Source organism: Aeromicrobium sp. Root472D3 (assembly GCF_001426485.1).
Classification (GTDB): Bacteria; Actinomycetota; Actinomycetes; order Propionibacteriales; family Nocardioidaceae; genus Aeromicrobium.
In genome coordinates, this window is record NZ_LMET01000001.1 from 486,494 (window position 1) to 510,232 (window position 23,739).

The 23,739-nt window shown below is 69.8% G+C and carries 22 protein-coding genes; 10 read left to right on the plus strand and 12 right to left on the minus strand.

The features are described 5' to 3' along the window. Positions 1 to 134 precede the first annotated feature (134 nt). On the minus strand, positions 135 to 1,016 hold the full coding sequence (locus ASD10_RS02415) for a siderophore-interacting protein (protein WP_056604075.1): 882 nt from the start codon (positions 1,014 to 1,016) through the stop codon (positions 135 to 137). Between the two features lie 92 nt (positions 1,017 to 1,108). Between ASD10_RS02415 and ASD10_RS02420 the strand changes: the two genes are divergently transcribed. Both ASD10_RS02420 and ASD10_RS02425 read left to right on the plus strand, forming a co-directional pair. Continuing rightward, positions 1,109 to 2,245, plus strand: coding sequence for a peptidoglycan bridge formation glycyltransferase FemA/FemB family protein (locus ASD10_RS02420; RefSeq protein ID WP_056604078.1), 1,137 nt, complete (start codon positions 1,109 to 1,111; stop codon positions 2,243 to 2,245). Further along, positions 2,242 to 3,285 (plus strand): alanine racemase, encoded by a 1,044-nt coding sequence (locus ASD10_RS02425; RefSeq protein WP_056604081.1) that lies wholly within the window; start codon positions 2,242 to 2,244, stop codon positions 3,283 to 3,285. Before ASD10_RS02420 ends, ASD10_RS02425 begins: the two co-directional genes overlap by 4 nt. Positions 3,286 to 3,294: 9 nt before the next feature. Here ASD10_RS02425 and ASD10_RS02430 read toward each other — a convergent pair whose 3' ends face one another. Continuing rightward, positions 3,295 to 5,553, minus strand: coding sequence for a transglycosylase domain-containing protein (locus tag ASD10_RS02430; protein WP_056604085.1), 2,259 nt, complete (start codon positions 5,551 to 5,553; stop codon positions 3,295 to 3,297). A gap of 192 nt (positions 5,554 to 5,745) precedes the next feature. Between ASD10_RS02430 and ASD10_RS02435 the strand changes: the two genes are divergently transcribed. Both ASD10_RS02435 and ASD10_RS02440 read left to right on the plus strand, forming a co-directional pair. Continuing rightward, complete coding sequence (locus tag ASD10_RS02435) at positions 5,746 to 6,342, plus strand: PadR family transcriptional regulator (protein ID WP_056604087.1); 597 nt, start codon at positions 5,746 to 5,748, stop codon at positions 6,340 to 6,342. A 25-nt stretch (positions 6,343 to 6,367) separates the two neighbouring features. After that, on the plus strand, positions 6,368 to 7,447 hold the full coding sequence (locus ASD10_RS02440; protein ID WP_056604090.1) for an inositol-3-phosphate synthase: 1,080 nt from the start codon (positions 6,368 to 6,370) through the stop codon (positions 7,445 to 7,447). 67 nt (positions 7,448 to 7,514) lie between these two features. Here the strand turns inward: ASD10_RS02440 and ASD10_RS02445 are convergent, their stop codons facing one another. Both ASD10_RS02445 and ASD10_RS02450 read right to left on the minus strand, forming a co-directional pair. Beyond that, positions 7,515 to 8,444, minus strand: coding sequence for a DUF808 domain-containing protein (locus ASD10_RS02445; protein WP_056604094.1), 930 nt, complete (start codon positions 8,442 to 8,444; stop codon positions 7,515 to 7,517). Positions 8,445 to 8,482: 38 nt separating this feature from the next. After that, on the minus strand, positions 8,483 to 9,925 hold the full coding sequence (locus ASD10_RS02450) for a CCA tRNA nucleotidyltransferase (protein ID WP_235501739.1): 1,443 nt from the start codon (positions 9,923 to 9,925) through the stop codon (positions 8,483 to 8,485). A 72-nt stretch (positions 9,926 to 9,997) separates the two neighbouring features. On the opposite strand from ASD10_RS02450, the gene ASD10_RS02455 reads away from it, so the two are divergent. From ASD10_RS02455 to trxA, 5 genes are all read left to right on the plus strand, one after another. Then, positions 9,998 to 12,064 carry a DUF6049 family protein gene (locus ASD10_RS02455; protein WP_056604100.1) on the plus strand — a complete coding sequence of 689 codons (2,067 nt, stop codon included), beginning with the start codon at positions 9,998 to 10,000 and terminating at the stop codon, positions 12,062 to 12,064. Then, complete coding sequence (murJ, locus tag ASD10_RS02460; protein ID WP_056604103.1) at positions 12,057 to 13,697, plus strand: murein biosynthesis integral membrane protein MurJ; 1,641 nt, start codon at positions 12,057 to 12,059, stop codon at positions 13,695 to 13,697. Before ASD10_RS02455 ends, murJ begins: the two co-directional genes overlap by 8 nt. Before the next feature lie 69 nt (positions 13,698 to 13,766). After that, positions 13,767 to 15,335, plus strand: a complete 1,569-nt coding sequence (locus ASD10_RS02465) for a protein kinase family protein (RefSeq protein WP_056604106.1) — start codon at positions 13,767 to 13,769, stop codon at positions 15,333 to 15,335. A gap of 108 nt (positions 15,336 to 15,443) precedes the next feature. After that, on the plus strand, positions 15,444 to 16,427 hold the full coding sequence (gene trxB / locus ASD10_RS02470; protein ID WP_056604108.1) for a thioredoxin-disulfide reductase: 984 nt from the start codon (positions 15,444 to 15,446) through the stop codon (positions 16,425 to 16,427). Positions 16,428 to 16,475: 48 nt separating this feature from the next. Continuing rightward, positions 16,476 to 16,808: a thioredoxin gene (trxA, locus tag ASD10_RS02475; protein ID WP_056604111.1), complete on the plus strand. Its 333-nt coding sequence runs from the start codon at positions 16,476 to 16,478 to the stop codon at positions 16,806 to 16,808. Between the two features lie 100 nt (positions 16,809 to 16,908). Here trxA and ASD10_RS02480 read toward each other — a convergent pair whose 3' ends face one another. The 8 genes from ASD10_RS02480 to rpmH form a co-directional block, all read right to left on the minus strand. Beyond that, positions 16,909 to 17,802, minus strand: coding sequence for a ParB/RepB/Spo0J family partition protein (locus tag ASD10_RS02480; protein WP_056604114.1), 894 nt, complete (start codon positions 17,800 to 17,802; stop codon positions 16,909 to 16,911). Further along, a complete protein-coding gene (locus ASD10_RS02485; RefSeq protein ID WP_082555978.1) occupies positions 17,799 to 18,767 on the minus strand; it encodes a ParA family protein in 969 nt (322 codons plus the stop codon). The genes ASD10_RS02480 and ASD10_RS02485 overlap by 4 nt, the downstream gene beginning before the upstream one ends. 34 nt (positions 18,768 to 18,801) lie before the next feature. Further along, positions 18,802 to 19,377 carry a 16S rRNA (guanine(527)-N(7))-methyltransferase RsmG gene (gene rsmG, locus ASD10_RS02490; RefSeq protein ID WP_369797545.1) on the minus strand — a complete coding sequence of 192 codons (576 nt, stop codon included), beginning with the start codon at positions 19,375 to 19,377 and terminating at the stop codon, positions 18,802 to 18,804. Positions 19,378 to 19,457: 80 nt separating this feature from the next. Next, complete coding sequence (locus ASD10_RS02495; RefSeq protein WP_056604120.1) at positions 19,458 to 19,928, minus strand: R3H domain-containing nucleic acid-binding protein; 471 nt, start codon at positions 19,926 to 19,928, stop codon at positions 19,458 to 19,460. Further along, positions 19,925 to 21,019, minus strand: coding sequence for a membrane protein insertase YidC (gene yidC / locus ASD10_RS02500; RefSeq protein WP_056604123.1), 1,095 nt, complete (start codon positions 21,017 to 21,019; stop codon positions 19,925 to 19,927). Before yidC ends, ASD10_RS02495 begins: the two co-directional genes overlap by 4 nt. Next, positions 21,004 to 21,264 (minus strand): membrane protein insertion efficiency factor YidD, encoded by a 261-nt coding sequence (gene yidD / locus ASD10_RS18210; protein WP_082556243.1) that lies wholly within the window; start codon positions 21,262 to 21,264, stop codon positions 21,004 to 21,006. The genes yidC and yidD overlap by 16 nt, the downstream gene beginning before the upstream one ends. Positions 21,265 to 21,277: 13 nt before the next feature. After that, positions 21,278 to 21,628, minus strand: a complete 351-nt coding sequence (gene rnpA / locus ASD10_RS02505; protein ID WP_056604126.1) for a ribonuclease P protein component — start codon at positions 21,626 to 21,628, stop codon at positions 21,278 to 21,280. 4 nt (positions 21,629 to 21,632) lie between these two features. Continuing rightward, a complete protein-coding gene (rpmH, locus tag ASD10_RS02510; RefSeq protein ID WP_056210619.1) occupies positions 21,633 to 21,770 on the minus strand; it encodes a 50S ribosomal protein L34 in 138 nt (45 codons plus the stop codon). Positions 21,771 to 22,120: 350 nt separating this feature from the next. On the opposite strand from rpmH, the gene dnaA reads away from it, so the two are divergent. Then, complete coding sequence (dnaA, locus tag ASD10_RS02515) at positions 22,121 to 23,587, plus strand: chromosomal replication initiator protein DnaA (protein ID WP_056604129.1); 1,467 nt, start codon at positions 22,121 to 22,123, stop codon at positions 23,585 to 23,587. The last annotated feature ends 152 nt before the right edge of the window (positions 23,588 to 23,739 follow it).

Genomic DNA, 23,739 nt, shown 5'->3' on the forward strand with positions numbered 1-23,739 from the left:
CCGTTCGCCAGGGAGCGCAGCGACCGTGAGGGCGGAGCCCGAGGCGAACTGCTGCCATGAGGGTTGGGTGGACCCCCTCGCTCCGCTCACGGTCGGCCGCAAGCGGCCTCCCTGGGGGACGGAAGTGGCGTGGGTCAGAGGCCCACGGACTCGTAGATGTCGTCGAGGGCGTCGAGGTAGGCGCCCTGGTCGTCGCCGACCTCCCGCTGCACCTCGGCCGACTTCTTCTGGACGACCTCGGCGACCTCCTCGTAGCGGGCGTTCCACTTCTCGGCCTCGATCTGCCAGTAGCCGCACGTGTAGAAGTCGGCCTGGGGCCACTTCAGCTCGCGTCGCAGATGACGCCGCACGGCACGGCTCGCCCGCGCCTCGCCCGCGAGCCACACGTAGCGGTCGGCGTCGGGCAGGTCGCGCGACGTGACGGCCTCGGCGAGGGTCTCGCAGATGTCGGTCTCCTTGGCCACGACCTGCCACGTGACGTCCACGTCGGCCGGGCTCGGCAGCGCGATCTCGTCGCCGGCGTCGGTCAGGACGACATGCACGACGGCCTTCTGCTGCGGCGACAGGCCGCGCAGGATGCGCGCGAGCGCCGGCAGGCCCGTGATGTCGGCGACCAGCAGCTGCCAGGCGACGTCGGAGGGCGCGGCGTACAGGCCGTGCGGCTCGATCAGGCCGACCTCGTCGCCGGGCCGGCAGCGTCGCACCCAGTCCGAGCCGACGCCCTGGTCGTGCAGCGCGATGTCGAGGTCGATCTGCACACGGCCGTCGACGACCCGGTGGTCGGAGATCGTGTAGACGCGGAAGTCGGGCTCGACGGCCCCCTCGGCGTACGAGATGTTCCACGCCTCGTCGATCTGCGGCAGGGCGAGCGCGGACCCGACGGGCGGGATCAGCACCCGGACGTACTCGTCGGGGATGCCGGTGGTCGGGTAGTCGTCCAGGCCCCCCAGGGTCACGGTCGCCAGGTGGGCCGACAGCTGGCGGCTCCCGAGCACGGTCGCGGTGTAGGTCTTCACAGGTGGTGCCTTCCGGGGATGGCTGGCTTGGTAAGGCAAGCCTAACTCATCGGCGTCGGGGATCGGACGTCCCGGGTTGGTAGCGTGGTGCGGTGACGACAGCTTCCCCGCACGGCCCCCTCAGCGTCCGGCCCATCAGCGCCGACGAGCACCTCGACCGCGTGCGCGCGCGCCCGTCGGTCAGCTTCCTGCAGACTCCCGGGTGGGCGGCGGTCAAGAACGAGTGGCGGGGCGAGTCGATCGGCTGGTTCGACGGCGACCGCATCGTCGGCTCCGCCCTCGTCCTCTACCGCCAGCTGCCCCGCGTCAAGCGCTACCTGGCCTACCTGCCCGAGGGCCCCGACATCGACTGGCGCGACGGCGACCTCGACCGGTGGCTGGCCCCGATGGCCTCCCACCTGAAGAAGCAGGGTGCCTTCGGCATCCGCATGGGTCCGCCGGTCGTGACCCGTCGCTGGCACGCCGCCACGATCAAGCAGGCGATCGCCGATCCGGTGCTCGGCACGCTGTCGGACGTCCCGGCCGACGTGCTGGACGACGAGGCGATCGGCGTGGCCACCGCCCTGGCGGGTCTGGGCTGGAAGGAGATCCCCACCGAGGGCGGCTTCTCGGCGGGTCAGCCGAAGTTCAACTTCCAGCTGCCGCTCGCCGGACGCGACGAGGCCGCCGTCCTCGCCGGCATGAACCAGCTGTGGCGCCGCAACATCAAGAAGGCCGCCAAGGCCGGCGTCGAGGTCACGACCGGCACCCGCGACGACCTCGCCGCCTTCCACGCCGTGTACGCCGAGACCGCCGAGCGCGACCACTTCACCCCACGGCCGCTGTCGTACTTCGAGCGCATGTGGGACGCCATGACGGCCGAGGAGGCCGACCGCCTCGTGCTCTACCTGGCCCACCACGAGGGCGATCTGGTCGCGGCGACCACGATGGTGCGCGTCGGCGAGCACGCCTGGTACTCCTACGGCGCCTCGACGACCGAGAAGCGCGACGTCCGCGGCTCCAACGCGATCCAGTGGCAGATGATCCGCGACGCCCTCGCCGCCGGCGCGACGACGTACGACATGCGCGGCATCACCGAGACGCTCGACCCCGACGACTCGCACGTCGGCCTGATCCAGTTCAAGGTCGGCACCGGCGGCGAGGCCGTCGAGTACCTCGGCGAGTGGGACCTGCCGCTCAACCGTGCGCTCCACGCCGGCTTCACCACCTACATGAGGAGGCGGGGATGAGCGGCTTCGAGCTCGACGTCGACGCGGCGCGCTGGCGTCGGTCGATCAGCGCGGTCGCCGAGAGCAGGCCCGGGCTGGTGCCCGTCATCAAGGGCAACGGCTACGGCTTCGGCCGCAGCCTGCTCGCGATGGAGGCGTCCGCGATCGGCGTCACCACGATCTCGGTCGGCACGTACGCCGAGGTGCCCGGCGCGCTGGCGTCGTTCGACGGCGACGTCATGGTGCTGACGCCGTGGCGTCCGTTCTTCACCGACGTCGTGCTCGACGACCGGGTCATCCACACGCTCGGCCGGGTCGGCGACATCGCCGAGCTGGCCGCGACGGCTCCCGGCACCCGCATCCTGCTCGAGGGCGAGACGTCGATGTCGCGCCACGGGCTCGACCGGCACGAGCTCGCCGCCGCCGTCGCGGCGCTCGGCGACCTGCGGGTCGAGGGATTCGCGATCCACCTGCCGCTGCGGTCGATGTCCGGCGGCAACCTCGGCGAGGCCGAGAGCTGGGCCGCGGTGCTCGAGACGTCACAGGTCGAGACGACGGTCCTGTACGTCTCGCACCTGACGACCGCCGAGGTCGCCGCGCTGTCGACGCGACGTCCGCAGCTCGACATCCGTCCGCGCGTCGGCACGTCGCTGTGGCTCGGCGACCTGGGGGCGTTGTCGGTCCGCGCGACGGTGCTCGACTCGCACCTCGTCGCCAAGGGCGAGCACATCGGCTACCGGCAGCGCGCCATGCCGCGCGACGGCACGCTGCTGGTCATCGCCGGCGGCACGAGCCACGGCATCGGGCTCGAGGCACCCAAGGCCTCGGCCGGGGTCGTCGGGCGCGGCAAGTCGCTGGCGAAGGGCGGCCTCGAGGCCGCGGGCCTCTCGCTGTCGCCGTTCACGATCGCGGGCAAGCAGCGCTGGTTCGCCGAGCCTCCGCACATGCAGGCCAGCATGGTGTTCGTGCCCGCCAGCGTGACGGCACCCGAGGTCGGCGACACCGTCGACGTCGCGGTGCGCTTCACCACCGCGACGTTCGACGCCGTCAACCTGCGCTAGGGCGGATGCCTACGCCGCCGGCGGCGGCACGATGGGAGTCGCCGGAGTTGTCGGCGCCGGGGTCGTCGGCTCGGGAGCCGGCGGCTGCGTCGGCGCGGGCGTCGTCGGAGCCGGGGTCGTCGGCTCGGGCTCGCGCGTCTTGCGCGTCTTCTCCGGCTTCGGCTTCTCGGTCTTCTTCGGCGCGGGCGCGACGTAGTTCGTGCCCTTCTCGCTCTGGATGTTGGCCGGAGGCGGGAACGTGCCGCACTCGGAGCCCTGCAGGGCCGCGTCCATGTACGTCTTGAACGTGCGCGCCGGCGTCTGGCCGCCGAAGAACGTCGGCAGCATGTAGCCCTCGAGGTTCTCGTTGCCCTTGCCGCGGTTGTACATCACGGCGGTGGCGAGCTTGGGCGTGATGCCGGCGAACCACGACGACGACACGTGCTGGTCGTCGTCGTTGCCGTCGGTGGCCGCGGTGGCGGTGCCGGTCTTGCCCGCCGTCGTGCAGATCGACGAGGCCAGCGTGCCGCTGCCGGACGTCACGACGCCCCGCATCGCGGCGATGGTGTCGGCCACGACGTCCTCGGGGATCGTCCGGCGGGTCTTGTTCTCGTGCTCGTGCAGGACGCTGCCCTGGTAGTCGGTGACCTTCTGCACCATGTACCACTCGGCGCGCTTGCCGCCGGCGGCCAGCGTCGCGTACGAGTTGGCGATGTCGATCGGGGCGACCTGGTTGGCGCCGAGCGAGATGTTGGCGGTCTTCTCCCAGGTGTCGGTCGTCGCCTTCGGGATGCCGGCCTGGTTCGCGGCCTTCAGCACCTTGTCGGCGCCCTTGGCCCAGTCGCTCTGCATGCCGCCGGCCATCTGGATCGTCAGGTCGACGAAGGCCGCGTTGACCGACTTGGCCGTCGCGGTCGACAGCGGGATGCGTCCGTACGACGATCCGCCGCTGTCGCCCTGGTTCTCGGTCAGGATGTTGCCCTTGTCGTCGCGCAGCGGCGAGTTGCCGTTGAGCACGGTCTTGAGGCTGTAGCCGTCCTCGAGTGCCGCGATGACCGCGAACACCTTGAACGTCGAGCCCGGCTGCGTGCCGAGCATCGCCCAGTTCTGCTCGCTCTTCAGGAAGTCGGGCCCGCCGTACATCGCACGCACCGCTCCCGTGCCGGGCTGCACCGACACCAGCGCGGGGTGCAGCTCGGGGGCACCGGACGGCCGGTTGTCCTTGACGGCCTCGACGGCGTCCTTCTGGTCCTCGTAGTCGAACGTCGTGACGATGCGCAGACCGCCACCCTCGACCTGCGAGGGGCTGAACTCGAGCTTGGCCATCTGCTCCTTGACCGCCGCGAGCAGGAAGCCCTTCGTGCCGCCGAATCGGTTGAGGTCCTTCTTGTCCTTGACCTCGGGCAGCTTGTCGGCGAACTTCGCGGCCTCGTCGGCCGTGATGGCCTTGGACTCGACCATGCCGTTGAGCACGTACTGGAAGCGCGGCATGATGCGCGCCGCGGCGCCCTCGGCGTACGGGTCGTAGTAGCTGGGGCTGTTGATGATCGTGGCGAGCAGCGCCGACTGCGCGTAGTTGAGCTGCGAGGCGGGCTTGCCGAAGTAGTTCTGCGACGCGACCTGGATGCCGTACGAGCCGTTGCCGAAGTAGATCGTGTTGAGGTAGCCCTCGAGGATCTGCTTCTTGCTGAGCTGGTTGTGGATCTTGATCGAGAGGATCGCCTCCTTGACCTTGCGGCTGTAGGAGCGCTCCTGCGTCAGGTAGAGGATCTTGACGTACTGCTGCGTGATCGTCGAGCCGCCACCCTGGATCTCGCCGCTCGTCGTGTTGTCGCGGACGGCGCGCAGGATGCCCTTCAGGTCGATGCCCCGGTTGGTGTAGAACGTGCGGTCCTCGGCGGCGATCGCCGCGGCCTGCATCGAGGCGGGGATCTGGTCGATCGACACGCTCTCGCGGTCCTGCAGCGCGAACTCGCCGAGCTTGTGCTTGCCGTCGGAGTAGTAGACCTGCGTCGTCTGGGTCTGGAAGTCGGCGTTGGCGTCGGGGATCGCGATGGCCCGGTACAGGACGAAGAACGTCAGCGCCGCGGCCAGCACGCCGGCGACCGCGAGGAACGAGAACCAGCGCAGGGTCTTGGTCCACCAGGGGCCGCGGCCGCCGATCTTGCGGCCGACGCCGCCGACGGCTCCGCCCCGGCGTGCCGTCTTCGACGACGCCGTGGTGGTCGATCCTCGCTTGCTCTTCGCCGCGCTCGCGGTGGGCGAGGGGCGCTTTCGCTGTGTTGCCAAGGGTCCGTCTACCTCCATACAGGACCCGTGGTGCGAGTCCGTCGTCGGTCAAGTGTGCCGAACGTACCTGAGAGATGACCAATCGCCGGCACGCCCGTGTCGTGGGTCACGCGACGGGGCGACTAGGCAGACGTGACGTGTCGATGTATCGTCCCGATATAACAAACGAACGACTATGTCAGGGACACGACGATGACACGACGCGGCGCGGCGCTCGAGGTGGCAGTCCTCGGACTGCTCCACGACGCCCCGATGCACGGGTACGAGCTGCGCAAGCAGGTCAACGCCCTGCTCGGGTGGGGTCGCATCCTGTCGTACGGCACGCTCTACCCGGCGCTGAAGGCGCTGGGCCGGGCGGGCTACGTCGTCGCCGACGAGACCGTCGACCCCGAGGGTCGGGGACGTCGGCCGCGCATCGTCTACCAGCTGACGGCCGAGGGCAAGGAGCACTTCGCCCAGGCCCTCGAGGACTCCGGTCCGTCGGCGTGGGACGACGAGACGTTCGGCGTCCGGTTCGCGTTCTTCTCGCGCACCGACGCCGCGTCGCGGGTCCGCATCCTCGAGGGGCGCCGCAGCCGGCTCGAGGAGCGGCTCGAGAACGTCCGTGCCGCGGGCCAGCGCAAGCGGGACCGTGCCGACTCCTACACGTTGGAGCTCCAGCGCCATGGCCTGGAGTCGGTCGAGCGCGAGGTCAGGTGGCTGACCGAGCTGATCGACCGCGAGCGGTCCGGCGGCTACCCCGACACGGACGACGGCACCACCGAGACCAGCACCACCACCGAGAAGTGACATCACCATCAACGAAGGAGAACCCATGGGTTCGATACGCGTAGCAATCGTGGGCGTGGGCAACTGCGCCACGTCCCTCATCCAGGGCGTGGAGTACTACAAGGACGCCGACCCCGAGGGCAACGTCCCCGGGCTCATGCACGTCAAGTTCGGCGAGTACCACGTCAACGACATCGAGTTCGTCGCCGCGTTCGACGTCGACGCCAAGAAGGTCGGCTTCGACCTCTCCGAGGCCACGCAGGCCAGCGAGAACAACACGATCAAGATCGCCGACGTCGCCCCGACCGGCGTCATCGTCCAGAAGGGCAACACGCTCGACGGTCTCGGCAAGTACTACCGCGAGACGATCGAGGAGTCGGACGCCGAGGCGGTCGACGTCGTCCAGGTGCTCAAGGACACCCAGGCCGACGTCCTCGTGTCGTACCTGCCGGTCGGCTCCGAGCAGGCCGACAAGTTCTACGCGCAGTGCGCGATCGACGCCCAGGTGGCCTTCGTCAACGCCCTGCCCGTGTTCATCGCGTCGGACCCCGAGTGGGCCCGCAAGTTCGAGGACGCCGGCGTCCCGATCATCGGTGACGACATCAAGAGCCAGGTCGGCGCGACCATCACGCACCGCGTCATGGCCAAGCTGTTCCAGGACCGTGGCGTCGTGCTCGACCGCACGTACCAGCTCAACGTCGGCGGCAACATGGACTTCAAGAACATGCTCGAGCGCGAGCGCCTCGAGTCCAAGAAGATCTCCAAGACGCAGGCCGTGACGTCGAACATCGACCACGACCTCGGCGCCAAGAACGTGCACATCGGCCCGTCCGACTACGTCCAGTGGCTCGACGACCGCAAGTGGGCCTACGTCCGGCTCGAGGGTCGCGCGTTCGGCGACGTCCCCCTCAACCTCGAGTACAAGCTCGAGGTCTGGGACTCGCCCAACTCGGCCGGCATCATCATCGACGCGATCCGCGCGGCGAAGATCGCCAAGGACCGTGGCATCGGTGGCGCCCTGCTCTCGGCGTCGTCCTACCTCATGAAGTCGCCGCCCGAGCAGCGTCCCGACGACCTGGGTCGCGAGATGCTCGAGAAGTACATCGCCGGCGAGGTCGAGCGCTAGACCGCTGGCTGAGCCACGACGGCGAGGGGCCCGGATCCACGTGGATCCGGGCCCCTCGTCGTCGGCGTCAGTGCTTCGCGGAGGCCTTGCGCGGGATCAGGTGCAGGATCGCGACGACGACCGCGCCGACCACGACGCCGATGACGGCCGAGGAGGCGGTGTTGACGAGCCAGCCGACCGCCCCGCCACCGACACCCTCCTCCCAGTGGTGCACCGTCTCGTACGGCCAGTGCCAGCCGAGCTCGTCGGCGTTGACCAGCAGGATGTGGCCGCCGACCCACAGCATCGCCACGATGCCGACGGTGGCCAGCACCTGCAGGAAGATCGGCATGCCGACGACGAGGCCGCGTCCCACTTTCTGGGCGACCGCCGACGACTTCTTGGCCAGGTGCAGCCCGATGTCGTCCATCTTCACGATCAGGCCGACGGCCCCGTAGACGAGCGCGGTGATCGCGACGGCGACGACCGCCAGGATCAGGGCCCGCGACACGAACGGCTCGTCGGTGACCTCCTTCAGCGCGATGACCATGATCTCGGCCGACAGGATGAAGTCGGTGCGGATCGCGCTGCTGACCATGGTCTTCTCGTGGTCGGCGCCCCCCTCGGCGGCGACCGGCTCGGCCGGTCCGTGGTGCTCGCCGGGGCCGAACTTCTCCCACAGCTTCTCGGCGCCCTCGAACGCGAGGTACGTGCCGCCGAGCATCAGGATCGGCGCCAGCAGCCACTCCGCGTACTGGCTCAGCAGGAGCGCCGCCGGCAGGATGAACACGATCTTGTTGCGCAGCGAGCCCACGGCGATCTTGCGGATGACCGTCAGCTCGCGCGACGGGTCGAAGCCCTGGACGTAGCGCGGGGTCACGGCGGCGTCGTCGACGACGACCCCCGCGGCCTTCGTGCTGGCGCGACCTGCCGCGGCACCGATGTCGTCGACCGACGCGGCGGCGAGCTTGGCCAGCGCCGCGACGTCGTCGAGCAGGGCCATGAGTCCGCCGGCCATCAGGCACGTCCCAGGAGGTTCATGGTGACGAGCCTAGATCACTCCGGCCTCGGCCGAGCGGCCCAGAACGCCGTCAGCGCCTCGGTGGCGTCGGCCTCGGAGAGCGGCCCCCGGTCCATCCGCAGGTCGAGCAGGAACCGGTAGGCCTCGCCGACCTCGGGCCCCGGCGCGATGCCGAGGATCGACATGATCTGGCCACCGTCCAGGTCGGGACGGATCGAGCCGAGCTCCTCGGCCTCGGCCAGCACCGCGATGCGCCGCTCGAGCTCGTCGTACGTGCGCTGCAGGCGCTGCGCCTTGCGCTGGTTGCGCGTCGTGCAGTCGGCGCGGGTCAGGATGTGCAGGCGCTCGAGCTGGGCGCCGGCGTCGCGGACGTACCGCCGCACGGCCGAGTCGGTCCACTCGCCCGAGCCGTACCCGTGGAACCGCAGGTGCAGCTCGATCAGCGACGTGACCTGGTCGATCGTGTCGTTGCTGTAGCGCAGGGCCTTCATCCGCTTGCGCGCCAGCTTGGCGCCCACGACGTCGTGGTGGTGGAACGTGACGGTGCCGCCCTCGACGAACCGCCGCGTCCTGGGCTTGCCGATGTCGTGCAGCAGCGCCGCGAGGCGGATGACCAGGTCGGGCGCCGCGTCGAGCCGGTGCTCGAGCTCGATCGCCTGCTCCAGCACGGTCAGCGAGTGCTCGTAGACGTCCTTGTGCCGGTGGTGCTCGTCGCGCTCGAGGATCAGGGCGGGCAGCTCGGGCAGCACCTGCTCGGCCAGGCCCGTGTCGACCAGCAGCCGGAGCCCCGCGACGGGGTGGGCGCTGGTGACGAGCTTGTCGAGCTCGTCGCGCACGCGCTCGGCCGACACGATCTCGATCCGCGCCGCCATCGCGGTCATCGCGGCGACGACCTCGGGGGCCGCCGTGAAGCCGAGCTGGGCGACGAACCGCGCCGCGCGCATCATCCGCAGCGGATCGTCGCTGAACGACTGCTCGGGCGTCACGGGCGTGCGCAGCAGCCCCGCGTCGATGTCGTCGAGGCCGCCGAACAGGTCGACGAACTCGCGGGACGGCAGCCGGATGGCCATCGCGTTGACCGCGAAGTCGCGCCGCGACAGGTCGCCGTCGAGGGTGTCGCCGAACTGCACCTCGGGCTTGCGGGACCCCTCGTCGTACGCGTCGGTGCGGTACGTCGTGAGCTCGAGCTGGTGCCCGGCCCTGCGCAGCCCGATCGTGCCGAACTCGCGGCCGACGTCCCAGATCGCGTCGGCCCAGTCGGCCGCGATGCGCTCGATCTCGTCGGGGCGGGCCGAGGTCGCGAAGTCCCAGTCGTTGCCGGGACGGCCCAGCACGGCGTCGCGCACGGGGCCGCCGACGATCGACAGCTCGTGGCCCGCCGCGGCGAACAGCTCTCCGAGCTCGGCCAGGAACGGGTGCGCGTCGAGCTCGGCGTCGATCCGGGCCCGTCGGTCTGCGGTCAATGAGGGCGTGGGCACGGGGAGACACTCTACCGCCGGGCCGCGGGCGCTTCGGCCTGTCGGCGGGCCCCGTGCGTCTAGCATGTCCGGGTGAGCAGACGCCGGTGCACGATCCTCGTCGCGCTGCTCCTGACCACGCTGTGCTCCCTCGGCGCCCTGGCTCCGGCCGGCGCGGCCGACGACGACCCCGAGCTCTCGGTCGCGATCACGACGCTCGAGCCGACGCTGCTGGCCCCCGGTCGCGACGTCACGATGACCGGCACCGTCACGAACGACGACGACCACGCGTGGACGTCGGTGCAGGCCTACCTCGTGATCCCCGCGTCACCCTTCACGACCCGGCGCCAGATCGACCAGGCGACGTCCGACGGCCAGGCGTACACGGGCGTCCGCGTCATCGAGGCCGGGACGTTCGACGAGATGGGCGACCTCGCCGCGGGCCAGACCCTGCCGTTCCGGGTCGAGGTGCCCTACGAGCAGCTCGGCATCACGGGTGCGCAGGGTGTCTACCCCGTCGGCGTGCAGATCCTGGCGACCGACGACGAGGGCAACCGCAGCCCCGTCGCGGTCGCGCGCGCCACGACGTTCCTGCCGCTGGTGTCGGACGCCGAGGGATCCGTGCCGACGTCGGTCGCGTGGCCGTTCCTGATGCCCGACCGCCGCGGCGCCGACGGCGACTACACCGATCCGCGGAGCCTGCTGGCCGACGTCGGCCAGGGTGGCCGGCTGCGCAACCTGCTCGACCTCGCCGCCAGCACGCCCGCGGAGGGCTCGACCATCGTGGTCGACCCGGCCCTGCTCGTGGGCGTCGACGACGTCGCGAACGGCCGGCGCGTCGGCGACGACGTCGAGGTGACCGCCGAACAGAAGGCGGCCGCGTCGATCTTCCTGACCGATCTGCTCGACCTCGCCCGTGCCCGCAGCCCGTGGATCCTCGACTACGACCGCCCCGACGTCCTGGCGCTGTCGGCGCACCCCGACCTCGCCGGCCCGCTGCGCGAGGCCGTCGACCAGGCCACCTCGAGCGTCCTCGCGACGTATCAGCTGAGCGGGCGTCGCGTGTCGTGGCCGACACGTGACGGGGTCACCCGCGACCTGCTGACGACGTTGCGCGGCGACGGCGGCGCCCCCGTCATCGTGACGCCGGCGTCGGTGCCCGACTGGGACCGCCGACTGGGGTCGCTCGTCCAGTACGACACCTCCGAGGGCCCGGTCCCGCTGCTGGTCGACGACGTCCGGGACGGGAGCACCCCGGGCGAGGACTCCGCGACGACCCTGCGTCAGCGCGTGCTGAGCGAGGCGGCGCTCGCCACGCTCGAACGGACCATCGACCCCGACTCACGGGTCGACGCCGTCGTGCTCGTCGACCCGCAGTGGGACCCCGGCGCCGACTGGGCGTCGGGCCAGCTCGCGAGCGCGTTCTCGGCGCCGTTCGTGCAGCCCGTGAGCCTCGACGGCCTGCTGACCCGCTCGCTCGCGACGTACGACGGGTCCGTCCCGACGACCGCGAGGGCCCGACCGCTGTCGCGCGCGCAGCTCGTCGCGGCGACCGAGATCCTGCAGAAGGGGCAGACCCTGGGCTCGATCATCGCGCAGAACGACGGCTTCGACGCCTCGTCGGCGCGCGGCGTCGCCGAGGCGCTGGCCGTGCGGTGGCGGCTCGACCGCTCCGAGGCCCTGACGGTCGCCGCGGCGCGGGCCCGGCGCACCGGCGCGACGCTCGACCGCATCACGATCGAGGCGCCGTCGTCGGTGACCCTGTCGAGCTCGAAGGGAGGGTTCCCCCTCACGATCCGCAACGACACCGACGAGGCCATCCGCATCGGCGTCGACCTCGACTCCAGCAATCCCGCACTGGCCATCCCGGCGGTCGATCCCGTCACGATCGCGGCGGGCGAGCGGCGCACCCTGACGGTGCAGATCGACCTGGGCACCCAGCGCACGACGTTCCTGACCGCCGGCCTGGTCACCTCGCAGGGCCAGGACGTCGGTGCGACGACGACGTTCAAGGTGCAGTCGAGCAGCATCAGCACGGTGCTGTGGGTCGCGATGGGAGCCGCCGGCGTCCTGGTGCTGGTCGCGCTGGTGCGCCGCTTCCACCGTCGCCGCACCGGCCGGGGCGGGGTCACCGAGCCCCTCGCGGACGACGATGACTGACCGCTCGATCGCCCGCGCGAGCGCGTGGATGGCGCTCGGCACGATCGTCTCGCGCATCACCGGCTTCCTGCGCGCCGGTCTGCTCGCGGTCGTGATCGGCACCCAGCTGAACGGCGACCTGTTCGACATCGCGAACACGATCCCGAACACGCTCTACATCCTGCTGGCCGGCGGCGTCTTCAACGTCGTGCTGGTTCCCCAGCTCGTCCGGGCCATGAAGAACGACGACGACGGCGGCACCGCCTACGCCAACCGCGTCATCACCCTCGGCGTGCTGGTGCTCGGCATCGGCACCCTCGTGCTGATGGTGCTCACGCCCGTCCTGCTGCGCATCGTCTTCGACGGAGACCTCTTCGAGCCCGAGAGGGCCGCGCAGCGTGACTCGGCCGAGCTGCTGATGCTGCTGTGCCTGCCGCAGGTCTTCTTCTACGGCGTCTTCGTGCTGACCGGGCAGGTGCTGAACGCCCGCGGCCGGTTCGGGCCGATGATGTGGGCGCCGATCGTCAACAACGTCGTGGCCTGCGCCGTCATCGTCACCTACGCGGTGGTCTTCGGGACGAGCAACGGCGTCGACGGCTTCACGACGACGCAGGGCCTCGTGCTGGGGCTCGGCTCGACGGGTGCCATCGCGCTGCAGGCGCTGGTGCTGCTCCCCTACCTGCGGCGGGCCGGTTTCCGGTTCCGGCCGCGGTTCGACTTCCGCGGCGTCGGCCTGCGGCACACCGCGCGGCTCGCCGGCTGGACGCTGCTGTTCATCCTGGTCAACCAGATCGCCTTCATCGTCGTGGCACGGCTCGCGACCAGCGCGACGATCGCGGGTGCGGCCGACGCCCAGAAGGCGGCGGGCTCGACGGTCTACAGCCTCGGCTACCTGATCAGCCAGCTCCCGCACGGCGTCATCACGGTCTCGCTCGCGACCGCCGTCATTCCGACCCTGGCGGCCCTCGCGTCCGACCGCGAGTACGACCGCTTCCGGCTCGAGCTGGGTCGCACGGTCCGCATCGCCCTCGTCATCGTGGCCCCCCTCGCCGTGGCGCTGGCGTGCCTCGGCCAGTCGGCGGCGGCGATCGCGGGTGGCCTGGGAGCCCTCGGGGGTAGCACGCTGGCGATCGGCCACACGATCCAGGCGTTCTCGCTGGCCACCGTCGCCTTCACGGTGCACTACCTGATGCTCCGCGGGTTCTACGCCAACGAGGACAACAGGACGCCGTTCCTGATCCAGGTCGTCATCGCGACCGTCAACGTGGTCGTCGCGATCGTGCTCGTGCACCTCGTGGAGCCCGACCGCGTCGCGATGATGCTGGCCCTCTCGTACGGCATCGCGTACGTCGTGGGGTCGGTGCTGTCGGTGACGCTGCTGTCACGGGCGATCGGGCCCGTCGTCGACCGCGAGATGCACTTCTTCATCCGCCGCATGGTCGTCGCGCTGGTGCTGACGGCCTTCGTGACGCTCGGCGTCGCCGCGGGCCTCGACGCCGTGGGGGTCGAGCCGCTGCGCGCCGTCGGGGGTGCCGTGACGACCGTGGTCGCCGGTCTCGCCGGCCTGGTCACCTTCGTCGCCGCCGCCCGGGTCGTCCGGCTCGACGAGCTGAGCCACCTGCTGACGTCGTTGCGCCGACGCGGCGGCGACTGAGCCCGGTGCTCGCGCCCGATCCGTCTAGCATGGGCTCAGGCACGAGACGGGCGGACGAGAGGTGAGGGCATGACCGAGCGGCGGTCACTGGCCTCCGGTGACGTCCTCGCCCGCCGCTACGAGCTGCAGGACCTCGTCAACGAGCGGCACGGCTCCTCGACGTGGCGCGCCCACGACCAGGTGCTGAACCGCAACGTCGGGCTCGAGATCATCTCGAGCGCCGATCCCCGCGCCGGGCACTTCCTCGACGCGGCCCGCGAGTCGACGTCCGTGACCGATCCCCGGTTCCTGCGGGTGCTCGACCTGATCGAGGACGAGCAGCGCCACCACCTCGTCGTCCGCGAGTGGGCCCGCGCCTTCCCGCTCGACCAGCTGCTGGCGCAGTCGCCCCTGCCCAACCGCCGCGCGGCCACGGTCGTCGCCGAGGTGGCCGAGGCGATGGCCCACGCCCACGAGCACGGCGTCTACCACCGCCGGTTGACGCCCCACCAGGTGCTCCTGAAGCAGTCGGGTGCCGTCCGTGTCGTGGGTCTGGGGGTCGCGACGGCCCTGGCGCCGGTCGGGCGCCAGGACACGCTGTCGGACCTCCAGGCCTACGAGCAGCTCGACGTGCAGGCGATCGGCAAGCTGCTCTACGCGAGCGTGACGGGTCGGTGGCCGGGAGCCGATGTCGACGGCCTGGTCGCCGCGCCTGCCGAGCACGGTCGCCTGCTGCGTCCACGGCAGGTCAGGGCCGGCGTCTCCCGCGACATCGACACGATCGCCGACCGCATCCTCGGCTCCCCCCCGCGTCACCACGAGCCCCCGCTGCGCAAGGCGGCCGACATCGCCCACACGCTGCGGCTGTCGGGCGAGGACGACGACCTCCACGACGACCAGCCGAGCCTCGCGGCCATCTCGTCCCCCGACCTGTTGCGACTCGACCCCGTCATCGTCCCCGGCGGGCCCCCGCCGGGCCTCGAGCCACCGCGCCGGCGTCCGAAGGCGTTCGAGCCGGCACCCCCGACGACGTTCGAGCGCGGCAAGCAGAAGGCGCGCAGGGCCGCGAAGGGCGATCGGGGCCTGGTGCTGCTGGGCGTGGCGGGCGCGCTCGTGATCCTGTCGCTGCTGGGGTTCCTGGTCAGCCGGCAGACCGACCGCGCCGCCGACCCGATCGACGACTCGTCGCCCGTGCGGGTGCTCCCCGTGCAGCGGGCCGTCGACTTCGACCCGCAGGGCGAGGACGGTCGCGAGAACCGTGACCAGGCGCGGCTCGCGATCGACGGGTTGCCGACCACGGGGTGGCAGACGTCGACGTACCTCGGCTCCCCCGAGCTCGGCGGCGTCAAGGACGGCGTCGGGCTCGTCCTCGACCTCGGAGGTCTGCGCGAGGTCGACTCCCTGCGCCTGCGGCTCGCCGGATCACCCACCAGCATCGTGGTCTACGCCGCCTCGGAGGACACCGACCGCACGCCGAGGGTGCGACGGGGCCTGACCGACGTGGCGACGGTCGACTCGGCCGGTTCCGACGCCAGCATCTCGCTGCGCTCGGGCATCGTGACCCGCTACCTCGTGGTCTGGCTGACGTCGCTGCCCGAGGTCGAGCCCGGGGTCTTCCGCGGCGAGATCGACGACGTCGTGGTGCGCGGTCGTTCGTGACCTGCACGCGGGGCGGCCGATGGAATGTCTGGCACCTAGAATTCGTTGACATCCACGCATCCGGTCATCGCACCGGCCACCATCTCACCACCCAGCAGAGGGATCTCCATGAGTGACGACGTTCGCAACCTCATCATCATCGGCTCGGGTCCGTCGGGCTACACCGCGGCCATCTACGCGGCCCGCGCCAACCTCGAGCCGCTCGTGTTCGAGGGCTCGGTGACGGCCGGTGGTGCCCTGATGAACACGACCGACGTCGAGAACTTCCCCGGCTACCCCGACGGCATCATGGGCCCCGAGCTCATGGACAAGCTGCGCGCGCAGGCCGAGCGCTTCGGCGCCGAGCTCGTCACCGACGACGTCACGTCGGTCGACCTGACCGGCGACGTCAAGACCGTCCACCTCGACGACGGCAGCACGTACCGCGCGAAGGCCGTCGTCCTGGCGATGGGCTCGGGCTACCGCAAGCTCGGCGTGGACGGCGAGGACCGTCTGTCGGGCCACGGCGTCTCGTGGTGCGCGACGTGCGACGGCTTCTTCTTCCGCGAGCAGAACATCGTGGTCGTCGGTGGTGGCGACTCCGCCCTCGAGGAGGCGACGTTCCTGACGCGCTTCGCCTCCAAGGTCACGATGGTCGTCCGTCGTGACGAGCTGCGCGGCTCGAAGATCATGCAGGACCGTGCGATCGGCAACGACAAGATCGAGATCGCCTGGAACTCCGAGGTCGCCGAGATCATCGGCGACGACAAGCTCGAGGCCCTCACGCTGCGCGACACCGTGACGGGCGAGACGCGGCGCCTCGACGCGACGGGCCTGTTCATCGCGATCGGCCACGACCCGCGCTCCGAGCTCCTGACGGGACAGGTCGACCTCGATGACGAGGGCTACGTCCTGGTCGAGGCCGGCTCCACCGCGACCAACGTGACCGGCGTCTTCGCCGCCGGCGACCTGGTCGACCACACCTACCGCCAGGCCATCACGGCCGCCGGCACGGGCTGCGCGGCAGCCCTCGACGCCGAGCGCTTCCTCGCCGACATCGACTCCGCGGGCGAGCCCGCCACGGACGTCGCGATGGCGCAGTGGGCGGAATAACCAGCCCTCCCCGACGTTCACCTGTACACAGACCCTAAGGAGCACCCCATGGCAGAATCCACCCTCGCCGCGGTCACCGACGCGAACTTCGACGAGCTCGTCCTCCAGGCCGACGGCCCCGTGCTGGTCGACTTCTGGGCCAGCTGGTGCGGCCCGTGCCGTCAGCTCGCCCCGATCCTCGAGGAGATCGCCACCGAGAAGGGCGAGAAGCTCACGATCCTGAAGATGGACGCCGACGCCAACCCCGTCACGCCGGCGCAGTACCGCGTGACCGGCCTGCCGACCATGAACCTGTACTACAAGGGCGAGGTCGTGAAGTCGATCGTCGGCGTGCGTCCCAAGAGCGCGATCCTGAACGACCTGAACGAGTACACCAGCTGATCCATCGCTGACGACGAAGCCCGGCATCCTGACGGATGCCGGGCTTTTTCGTGTCGCCAGATCAATATGTCGACATCTCTACTTGTTGCTATATCGCTGATCAGGGCGACTTCTTCGGGTCCATCATCTTGACGATGCGCTCGAGGTCGTCGATCGTGGCGAACTCGACGGTGATGCGTCCCTTCGACCGGCCGAGGTCGACCTTGACGCGGGTGTCGTACCGCTCCGACAGCCGGGCGGCCAGATCGGCCAGCCGTGGGGCCGACGCCTTCGCCGACTGACGAGCGGCGGGGCGCTTGGCCGCGTCGGGACCGACCGTGACGATCTCCTCGAGGGCGCGCACCGAGAGCCCCTCGGCCACGACCCGCGTGGCCAGGCGATCCTGGATCTCCGGGTTGGCGACGCTGACCAGCGCGCGGGCGTGGCCGGCCGACAGCACCCCGGCGGCGACGCGGCGCTGCACCGTCGGCGTCAGCTTCAGCAGTCGCAGCGTGTTGCTGATCTGCGGTCGTGAGCGTCCGATGCGGTCGGCGAGCTCCTCGTGCGTGCACCCGAAGTCCTCCAGCAGCTGCTGGTACGCCGACGCCTCCTCGAGCGGGTTGAGCTGCGAGCGGTGCAGGTTCTCGAGCAACGCGTCGCGCAGCAGGTCCTCGTCGGACGTCTCGCGCACGATCGCGCCGATCGTCTCCAGACCCGCCTTGCCGCTGGCCCGCCAGCGACGCTCCCCCATGATGAGCTCGTAGCGGTCCTTGGCGACCTCGCGGACGACGACCGGCTGGAGCAGGCCCACCTCCTTGATGGAGTGGACCAGCTCGGCCATGTGGTCCTCGTCGAACACCTGGCGCGGCTGACGGGGGTTCGCGACGATCTGGCCCAACGGGATCTCGGCGAACCGTGCGCCCTCGATCTCCTTGAGGCCTGACGCCGCGGCGTCGGCCGAGCTGGACGGGATGAGGGACTCGAGCCCCCGGCCCAGTCCGCGACGTGTGCTCATCGGGTGGCTCCCTTGCTCCCGGCCAACGCGATCTCGCGCGCGGCCTCCAGGTAGGACAGCGCCCCGGACGAGGTGCCGTCGTAGGTGATGACGGACTGCTGGTAGCTCGGTGCCTCCGAGATGCGGACCGAGCGCGGGATCGGCGTCGTGATGACCTTCTCGGCGAAGTGACCGCGCACCTCCTCGGCGACGCCGGCCGACAGCCGCGTGCGACCGTCGTACATCGTCAGCAGGACCGTGGTGATCTCGAGCTTGGGGTTCAGGTGGGCTCGGATCAGATCGATGTTGCGGATCAGCTGACCCAGGCCCTCGAGTGCGTAGTACTCGCACTGAATCGGGATCAGCACCTCGCGCCCGGCGACCATCGCGTTGACCGTCAGCAGGCCCAGCGAGGGCGGGCAGTCGATCAGCACGTAGTCGATGCGGTCACCTACCGCCTCGCAGTCCTTGAGGTACGACTGCAGGGCACGGTCGAGTCGTGACTCCCGTGCCACCAGCGAGACGAGCTCGATCTCCGCGCCGGCGAGGTCGATCGAGGCCGGCAGCACCGTGAGCCCGGGGATGTCGGGACACGGCTTGACGAGCTCGTCGAGGTCGACGCCCTCGACGATCGCCTCGTAGACCCCGGGAGTGCCTTCGGAGTGCGGGACGTTGAGGGCCGTCGACGCATTGCCCTGGGGGTCGAGGTCGACCACGAGGACCCGAAGGCCCTTCAGCGCGAGGGCGGCGGCGACGTTGACGGTGGTCGTGGTCTTGCCCACGCCACCCTTCTGGTTCGCGACGACGAAGACCCGTGAGTGCACGGGGCGCTCGAACCGCTGGATCGCCGATGCGCGCTGCAGCAGGGAGACGTGCTGCTGGGCGGCGGCCGCCAGGGGAGTCGAGTCGTCATTCGACGGCACCGGGACGCTGTAGGTGGATGCGGCGGTGGGCGGTGTGCGGCGGGTGGGCTGCTGGTCGTTCATGCCTGCCCCTTCATCGTTTCACGTGAAACATGGCTCACTTGGTGACCTCCACGACGGTGGTCGGCACGTCGCCGTTCTCGTACGTCGTCACCACGATAGACGTCGCGCCGAGGCGGTGGAGCGTGGCCGTCGCGACCTCGACCTCGTCGGCCGCCGACCGGCCCTTCATCGCCAGCATGACGCCGCCGGGGGACACCAGCGGCATGCACCAGCGACCGAGCTTGTCGAGGGCGGCGACCGCGCGGGCCGTGACCACGTCGAACGACGCGGTGACGTCCTCGGCGCGACTGCGCAGCACCTCCACGTTGCTCAGACCGAGCCGGGCGACGACGTCGTCGAGGAACGTGGTGCGGCGCAGCAGGGGCTCGATCAACGTCACGCGGAGGTCCGGCCGCGCGATGGCCCAGACCAGGCCGGGCAGACCGGCACCGGTGCCGACGTCGGCGACGGACGCGCCGTGGGGCACGCGTGGCGCCACGACGGCCGAGTTCATCAGGTGGCGATCCCACAGGCGGGGGACCTCACGAGGACCGATCAGGCCCTTGACCACACCGTCCGTCGCCAGGATCTCGGCGTACTGCTCGGCCAGGTGCATCCGGGACGCGAACACCCCCGCCGCGTGCGGCGGGGGTGTTCCACGTGAAACATCGCCGATCTCCGGGGAGTCGGGGGAGTCAGACATCGGGATGACTACTCACCCGCCGAGTGCACGACGACGTACCGGTGAGGCTCGGTGCCGTCCGAGGAGCTCTCGAGGCCTGCCTCGGCGACGGCGTCGTGCACCACCTTGCGCTCGAACGGCGTCATGGGGTCGAGCGACACCGAGGTCTCGCCACCCTTGACCGACTCGATGGCTGTCTGGGCGATCGCCACCAGCTCGGTGCGACGGGCCGCGCGGAACCCCGCGACGTCCAGCATCAGCCGGCTGCGCTCGCCCGTCTCGCGGTAGACCGCCAGCCGCGTCAGCTCCTGCAGGGCGTCGAGCACCTCGCCGTCACGCCCGACCAGGTGGTCGAGATTGCCTCCGACCACCTCGACCGCGGCGCGATCACCGTCCACGTCCATGTCGATGTCACCGTCAAGATCCGCGATGTCGAGCAGACCCTCGAGGAAGTCGGCGGCGATGTCGCCCTCGTTCTCCAGCTTCGCGGCGTCGGTCATGACGTGCCACCCTTCTTCGGGTCGTCCGTGGGGTTCTTCTTCGGCGTGTTCTTGGGGTCCTGGGCCGTGATGTCCGGCTTCTTCTTCGCCACGGGCTTCTGCTGGGGCTTCTTGGCCGGGTTCGGCTTCTGCTGTCCGTTGCCCGGCTGCGCCGGCTTCTTGCGCTGGCTGCGCGGCTGGTTCTTCGGCTGGGCACGGGGAGCGGGCTTGGGGCCCTCCTCGATCTCGGGCTTCAGCGGGTCCTCCGCGACGTCCTTGCCGCGCTTCTTGTCGCGATCCTGCTTGGCCTTGAACGCCGGCGTGCCGGGCGCGGGGTTGTTACGGATGACGTAGAACTGCTGGCCCATCGTCCAGAAGTTCGACGTGGTCCAGTAGAAGAGCACACCCAGGGGGAAGGCCACGCCGCCGACGGCGAACACGACCGGCAGCACGTAGAGGAGCAGCTTCTGCTGCTGCGCGTACTGACCCGTCATGGCGTCGGCCGGCATGTTCTTGCTCATCAGCTGGCGCTGCGTCGTGAACTGCGTGATGCACATGATCACGACGAGCGACATCGTGATGATCTTGGTCTCGATCTCGCTGCTGCTGACGAAGGTGTCGGCGATGCGGGCACCCAGCAGCACGGCCTCCTTCAGCGACTCGGCGTCGGCGCCGTCGAGGAAGCCGCGCGCTCCCTCAGCGCCGTTCTTGGCGGCCTGGTCGATCACGCGGAACAGCGCGAAGAAGATCGGCATCTGCAGGATCAGCGGCAGGCACGACGCGAACGGGTTGGTGCCCGTCTCCTTCCAGAGCTTCATCTGCTCCTGGGTCAGGCGCTCCCGGTCGTGCTTGTACTTCTGCTGCAGGGCCTTGATCTGCGGCTGCAGCAGCTGCATGTTGCGGCTCGACTTGATCTGCTTGACGAACAGCGGGATCAGCAGCGTGCGGATCGTGATCGTCAGGCCGATGATCGACAGCGCCCAGGTCCACCCGGAGTCACCGGAGAGCCCGACGGTCTCGAAGATCTTGTGCCAGACCAGCAGGATCCCCGACACGGCGTAGTACAGAGGCGTCATGATGGCGCCGCCGATGTCGCCTAGGAAGCCGAACATTGTTCTCCTCTACGTGACTGCGGAACCGGGTCGTAGCCGCCCGCGCTCCAGGGGTGGCATCGCAGGACGCGACGACCCGCGAGCCAGGAACCGCGCACCGCTCCATGAGTCTCCACGGCCTGCAAAGCGTAGGCCGAACAGGTCGGATGGTAGCGGCACACCTGGCCGTACAACGGGCTGATGGCGAATCGGTACGCCCTCAGCATCCAGATCAGGACGATCGCGGGCGGGGAGCCCCGCCTCATCGACACGTCGACCTCACCGGGCACCGGACCGCCGCAGTGCGGCGTCGAGGTGCTCGGCCAGGGTTGCCGACGCGGCGGCGTGGGACGCCGGCAGCGCTCGCACGACGACGCGCGATCCGGGCGGCAGGCTCTCGACGCGGTCGCGCATCAGGTGCCGCAGCCGCCGCTTGACGCGGTTGCGCTCCACCGCCGACCCGACGGCCTTGCTCACGACGAAACCGACGGACGTTGGTCCGTCGGTTCCGGTGGCGCGTGCGCCGAGCACGACATGGGTGACGAGAGTCGGCTGCGAACCCCTGGCGCCACGACGGATCGTGTGCCGGAAGTCCTCGCCGCTGCGCATGCGGTGACCGCGTGCGAGCAACGGCTCAGGCGGACAGCTTGGCGCGACCCTTGCGGCGGCGGTCCGCGAGGATCGCGCGGCCGGCGCGGGTGCGCATGCGAAGACGGAAGCCGTGCTTCTTGGCGCGACGACGGTTGTTGGGCTGGAAGGTGCGCTTGCTCACGATGAATCCTCGGATCTTGGACTGGGCCGTTCGACGGCCACCGCTCGCCCATGATCATCGATGATCATGAGCATGCGGCGGGGGTCGTTCTGGGACGACTAGGCAACGGTACGGGGGTGCCACATCTCGGTCAAACCGACCTGCCTACGCCTTGTGGACGCCCACGTCCAGACGACACGCCGTAGCTTCCCTCGGGCTTGGGGAAAGCCGCTTGTTTGGCACCAGCAACGCTGCTAGCGTCGCCGCTTGACGACTTTTCCACAACCTGGAGACAACCCTCCAGTTCTGATTCACACAGTGTGGAAAACACTGTGCACATTCCCTCGCAGGGACATGTCGGGAGGCATTGCATGCAGGACGGCCAGGACGCCAGCCCCGACGAGCATCTCAACGAGGTCTGGCAACGAGCCGTCGCCACGCTCTCGCCCGGCGCCAAGGTGTGGGTCTACTCCGCCAAGCCGCTGACGCTGCACAACAACATCATGATCGTCGCGGTGCAGGACGACCTGACCCGCGCGCAGCTCGAGTCGCGGGTGCGACCCGCCCTCGAGCACGCCATCAGCACGACGTTGCAGCAGGAGACCCGGCTCGTCGTCACGATCGACCCCTCGCTGATCGACTCGCTCCATAGTCAACAAGACGATTTGTCGATAAACAGACAAGTCGGCGCGTCGACGCAGGAGCAGGAGCCCGACGACGAGGACGACGACAGCGGCGACGAGTTCGTCCCCAGCTGGGCCGAGCGGTCCAGCGCGCCGCCCCGCATCGGCACCGTCGCCGAGGCACGCCTCAACCCCCGCTACCTCTTCGAGAACTTCGTCATCGGATCGTCGAACCGGTTCGCCCACGCAGCGGCCGTCGCCGTCGCCGAGGCACCCGGCAAGGCCTACAACCCGCTCGTCATCCACGGCGAGTCGGGCCTCGGCAAGACGCACCTGCTGCACGCGATCGGCCACTACGTCCTGAACCTCTACCCGTCCTCGCGGGTGCGCTACGTCAACAGCGAGGAGTTCACCAACGACGTCATCAACGCGATCCGCGAGAACCGCACCGCCGCCCTCAAGCGCAAGTACCGAGAGATCGACGTCCTCCTGGTCGACGACATCCAGTTCCTCGAGGGCAAGGAGTCGACGCAGACCGAGTTCTTCCACACGTTCAACGCGCTGCACAACGAGAACAAGCAGATCGTGATGACGTCCGACCGGCCGCCCAAGAACCTGACGACGCTCGAGGACCGCCTGCGCAACCGGTTCGAGTGGGGTCTGACGACCGACGTCCAGCCCCCCGACCTCGAGACCCGCATCGCGATCCTGCGCAAGAAGGCCGCCAACGAGAAGCTCACGGCCCCCGCCGACGTGCTCGAGTTCATCGCCAGCAAGGTGCAGACGAACATCCGCGAGCTCGAGGGCGCCCTCATCCGGGCCACGGCGTTCGCCAACCTGAACGGCACGACGGTCGACCTGCAGCTCGCGCAGATCGTGCTGAAGGACCTCATCGCCGAGGGCGAGGAGCCTGACATCACGGCCGGCATGATCATGGCGCAGACCGCGGCGTACTCCGAGTTCTCGATCGACGACCTCTGCAGCACCAACCGCAGCCGCAACCTGGTGCTGGCCCGACAGATCGCGATGTACCTCTGCCGCGAGCTCACCGACATGTCGCTGCCCAAGATCGGGCAGGAGTTCGGCAACCGCGACCACACCACCGTGATGCACGCCGATCGCAAGATCCGCAAGCTCATGGCCGAGAAGCACGCGGTCTACAACCAGGTCACCGAGCTGACCGCACGCATCAAGCAGCAGGCCCGACAGTCGTGATCCCCGCCCTCCCCGGCACGATCGTGCACAGCTGGGGACGGCCCTGTGGGAAACCGGACGCATTCCGTGGACATCGGGTGTCAGGGTGTGAACGGCATGTGAACGCCGAGCCGACGTCCACAGGAACGTGTAGTTTCACGAGCTCGCGCCGC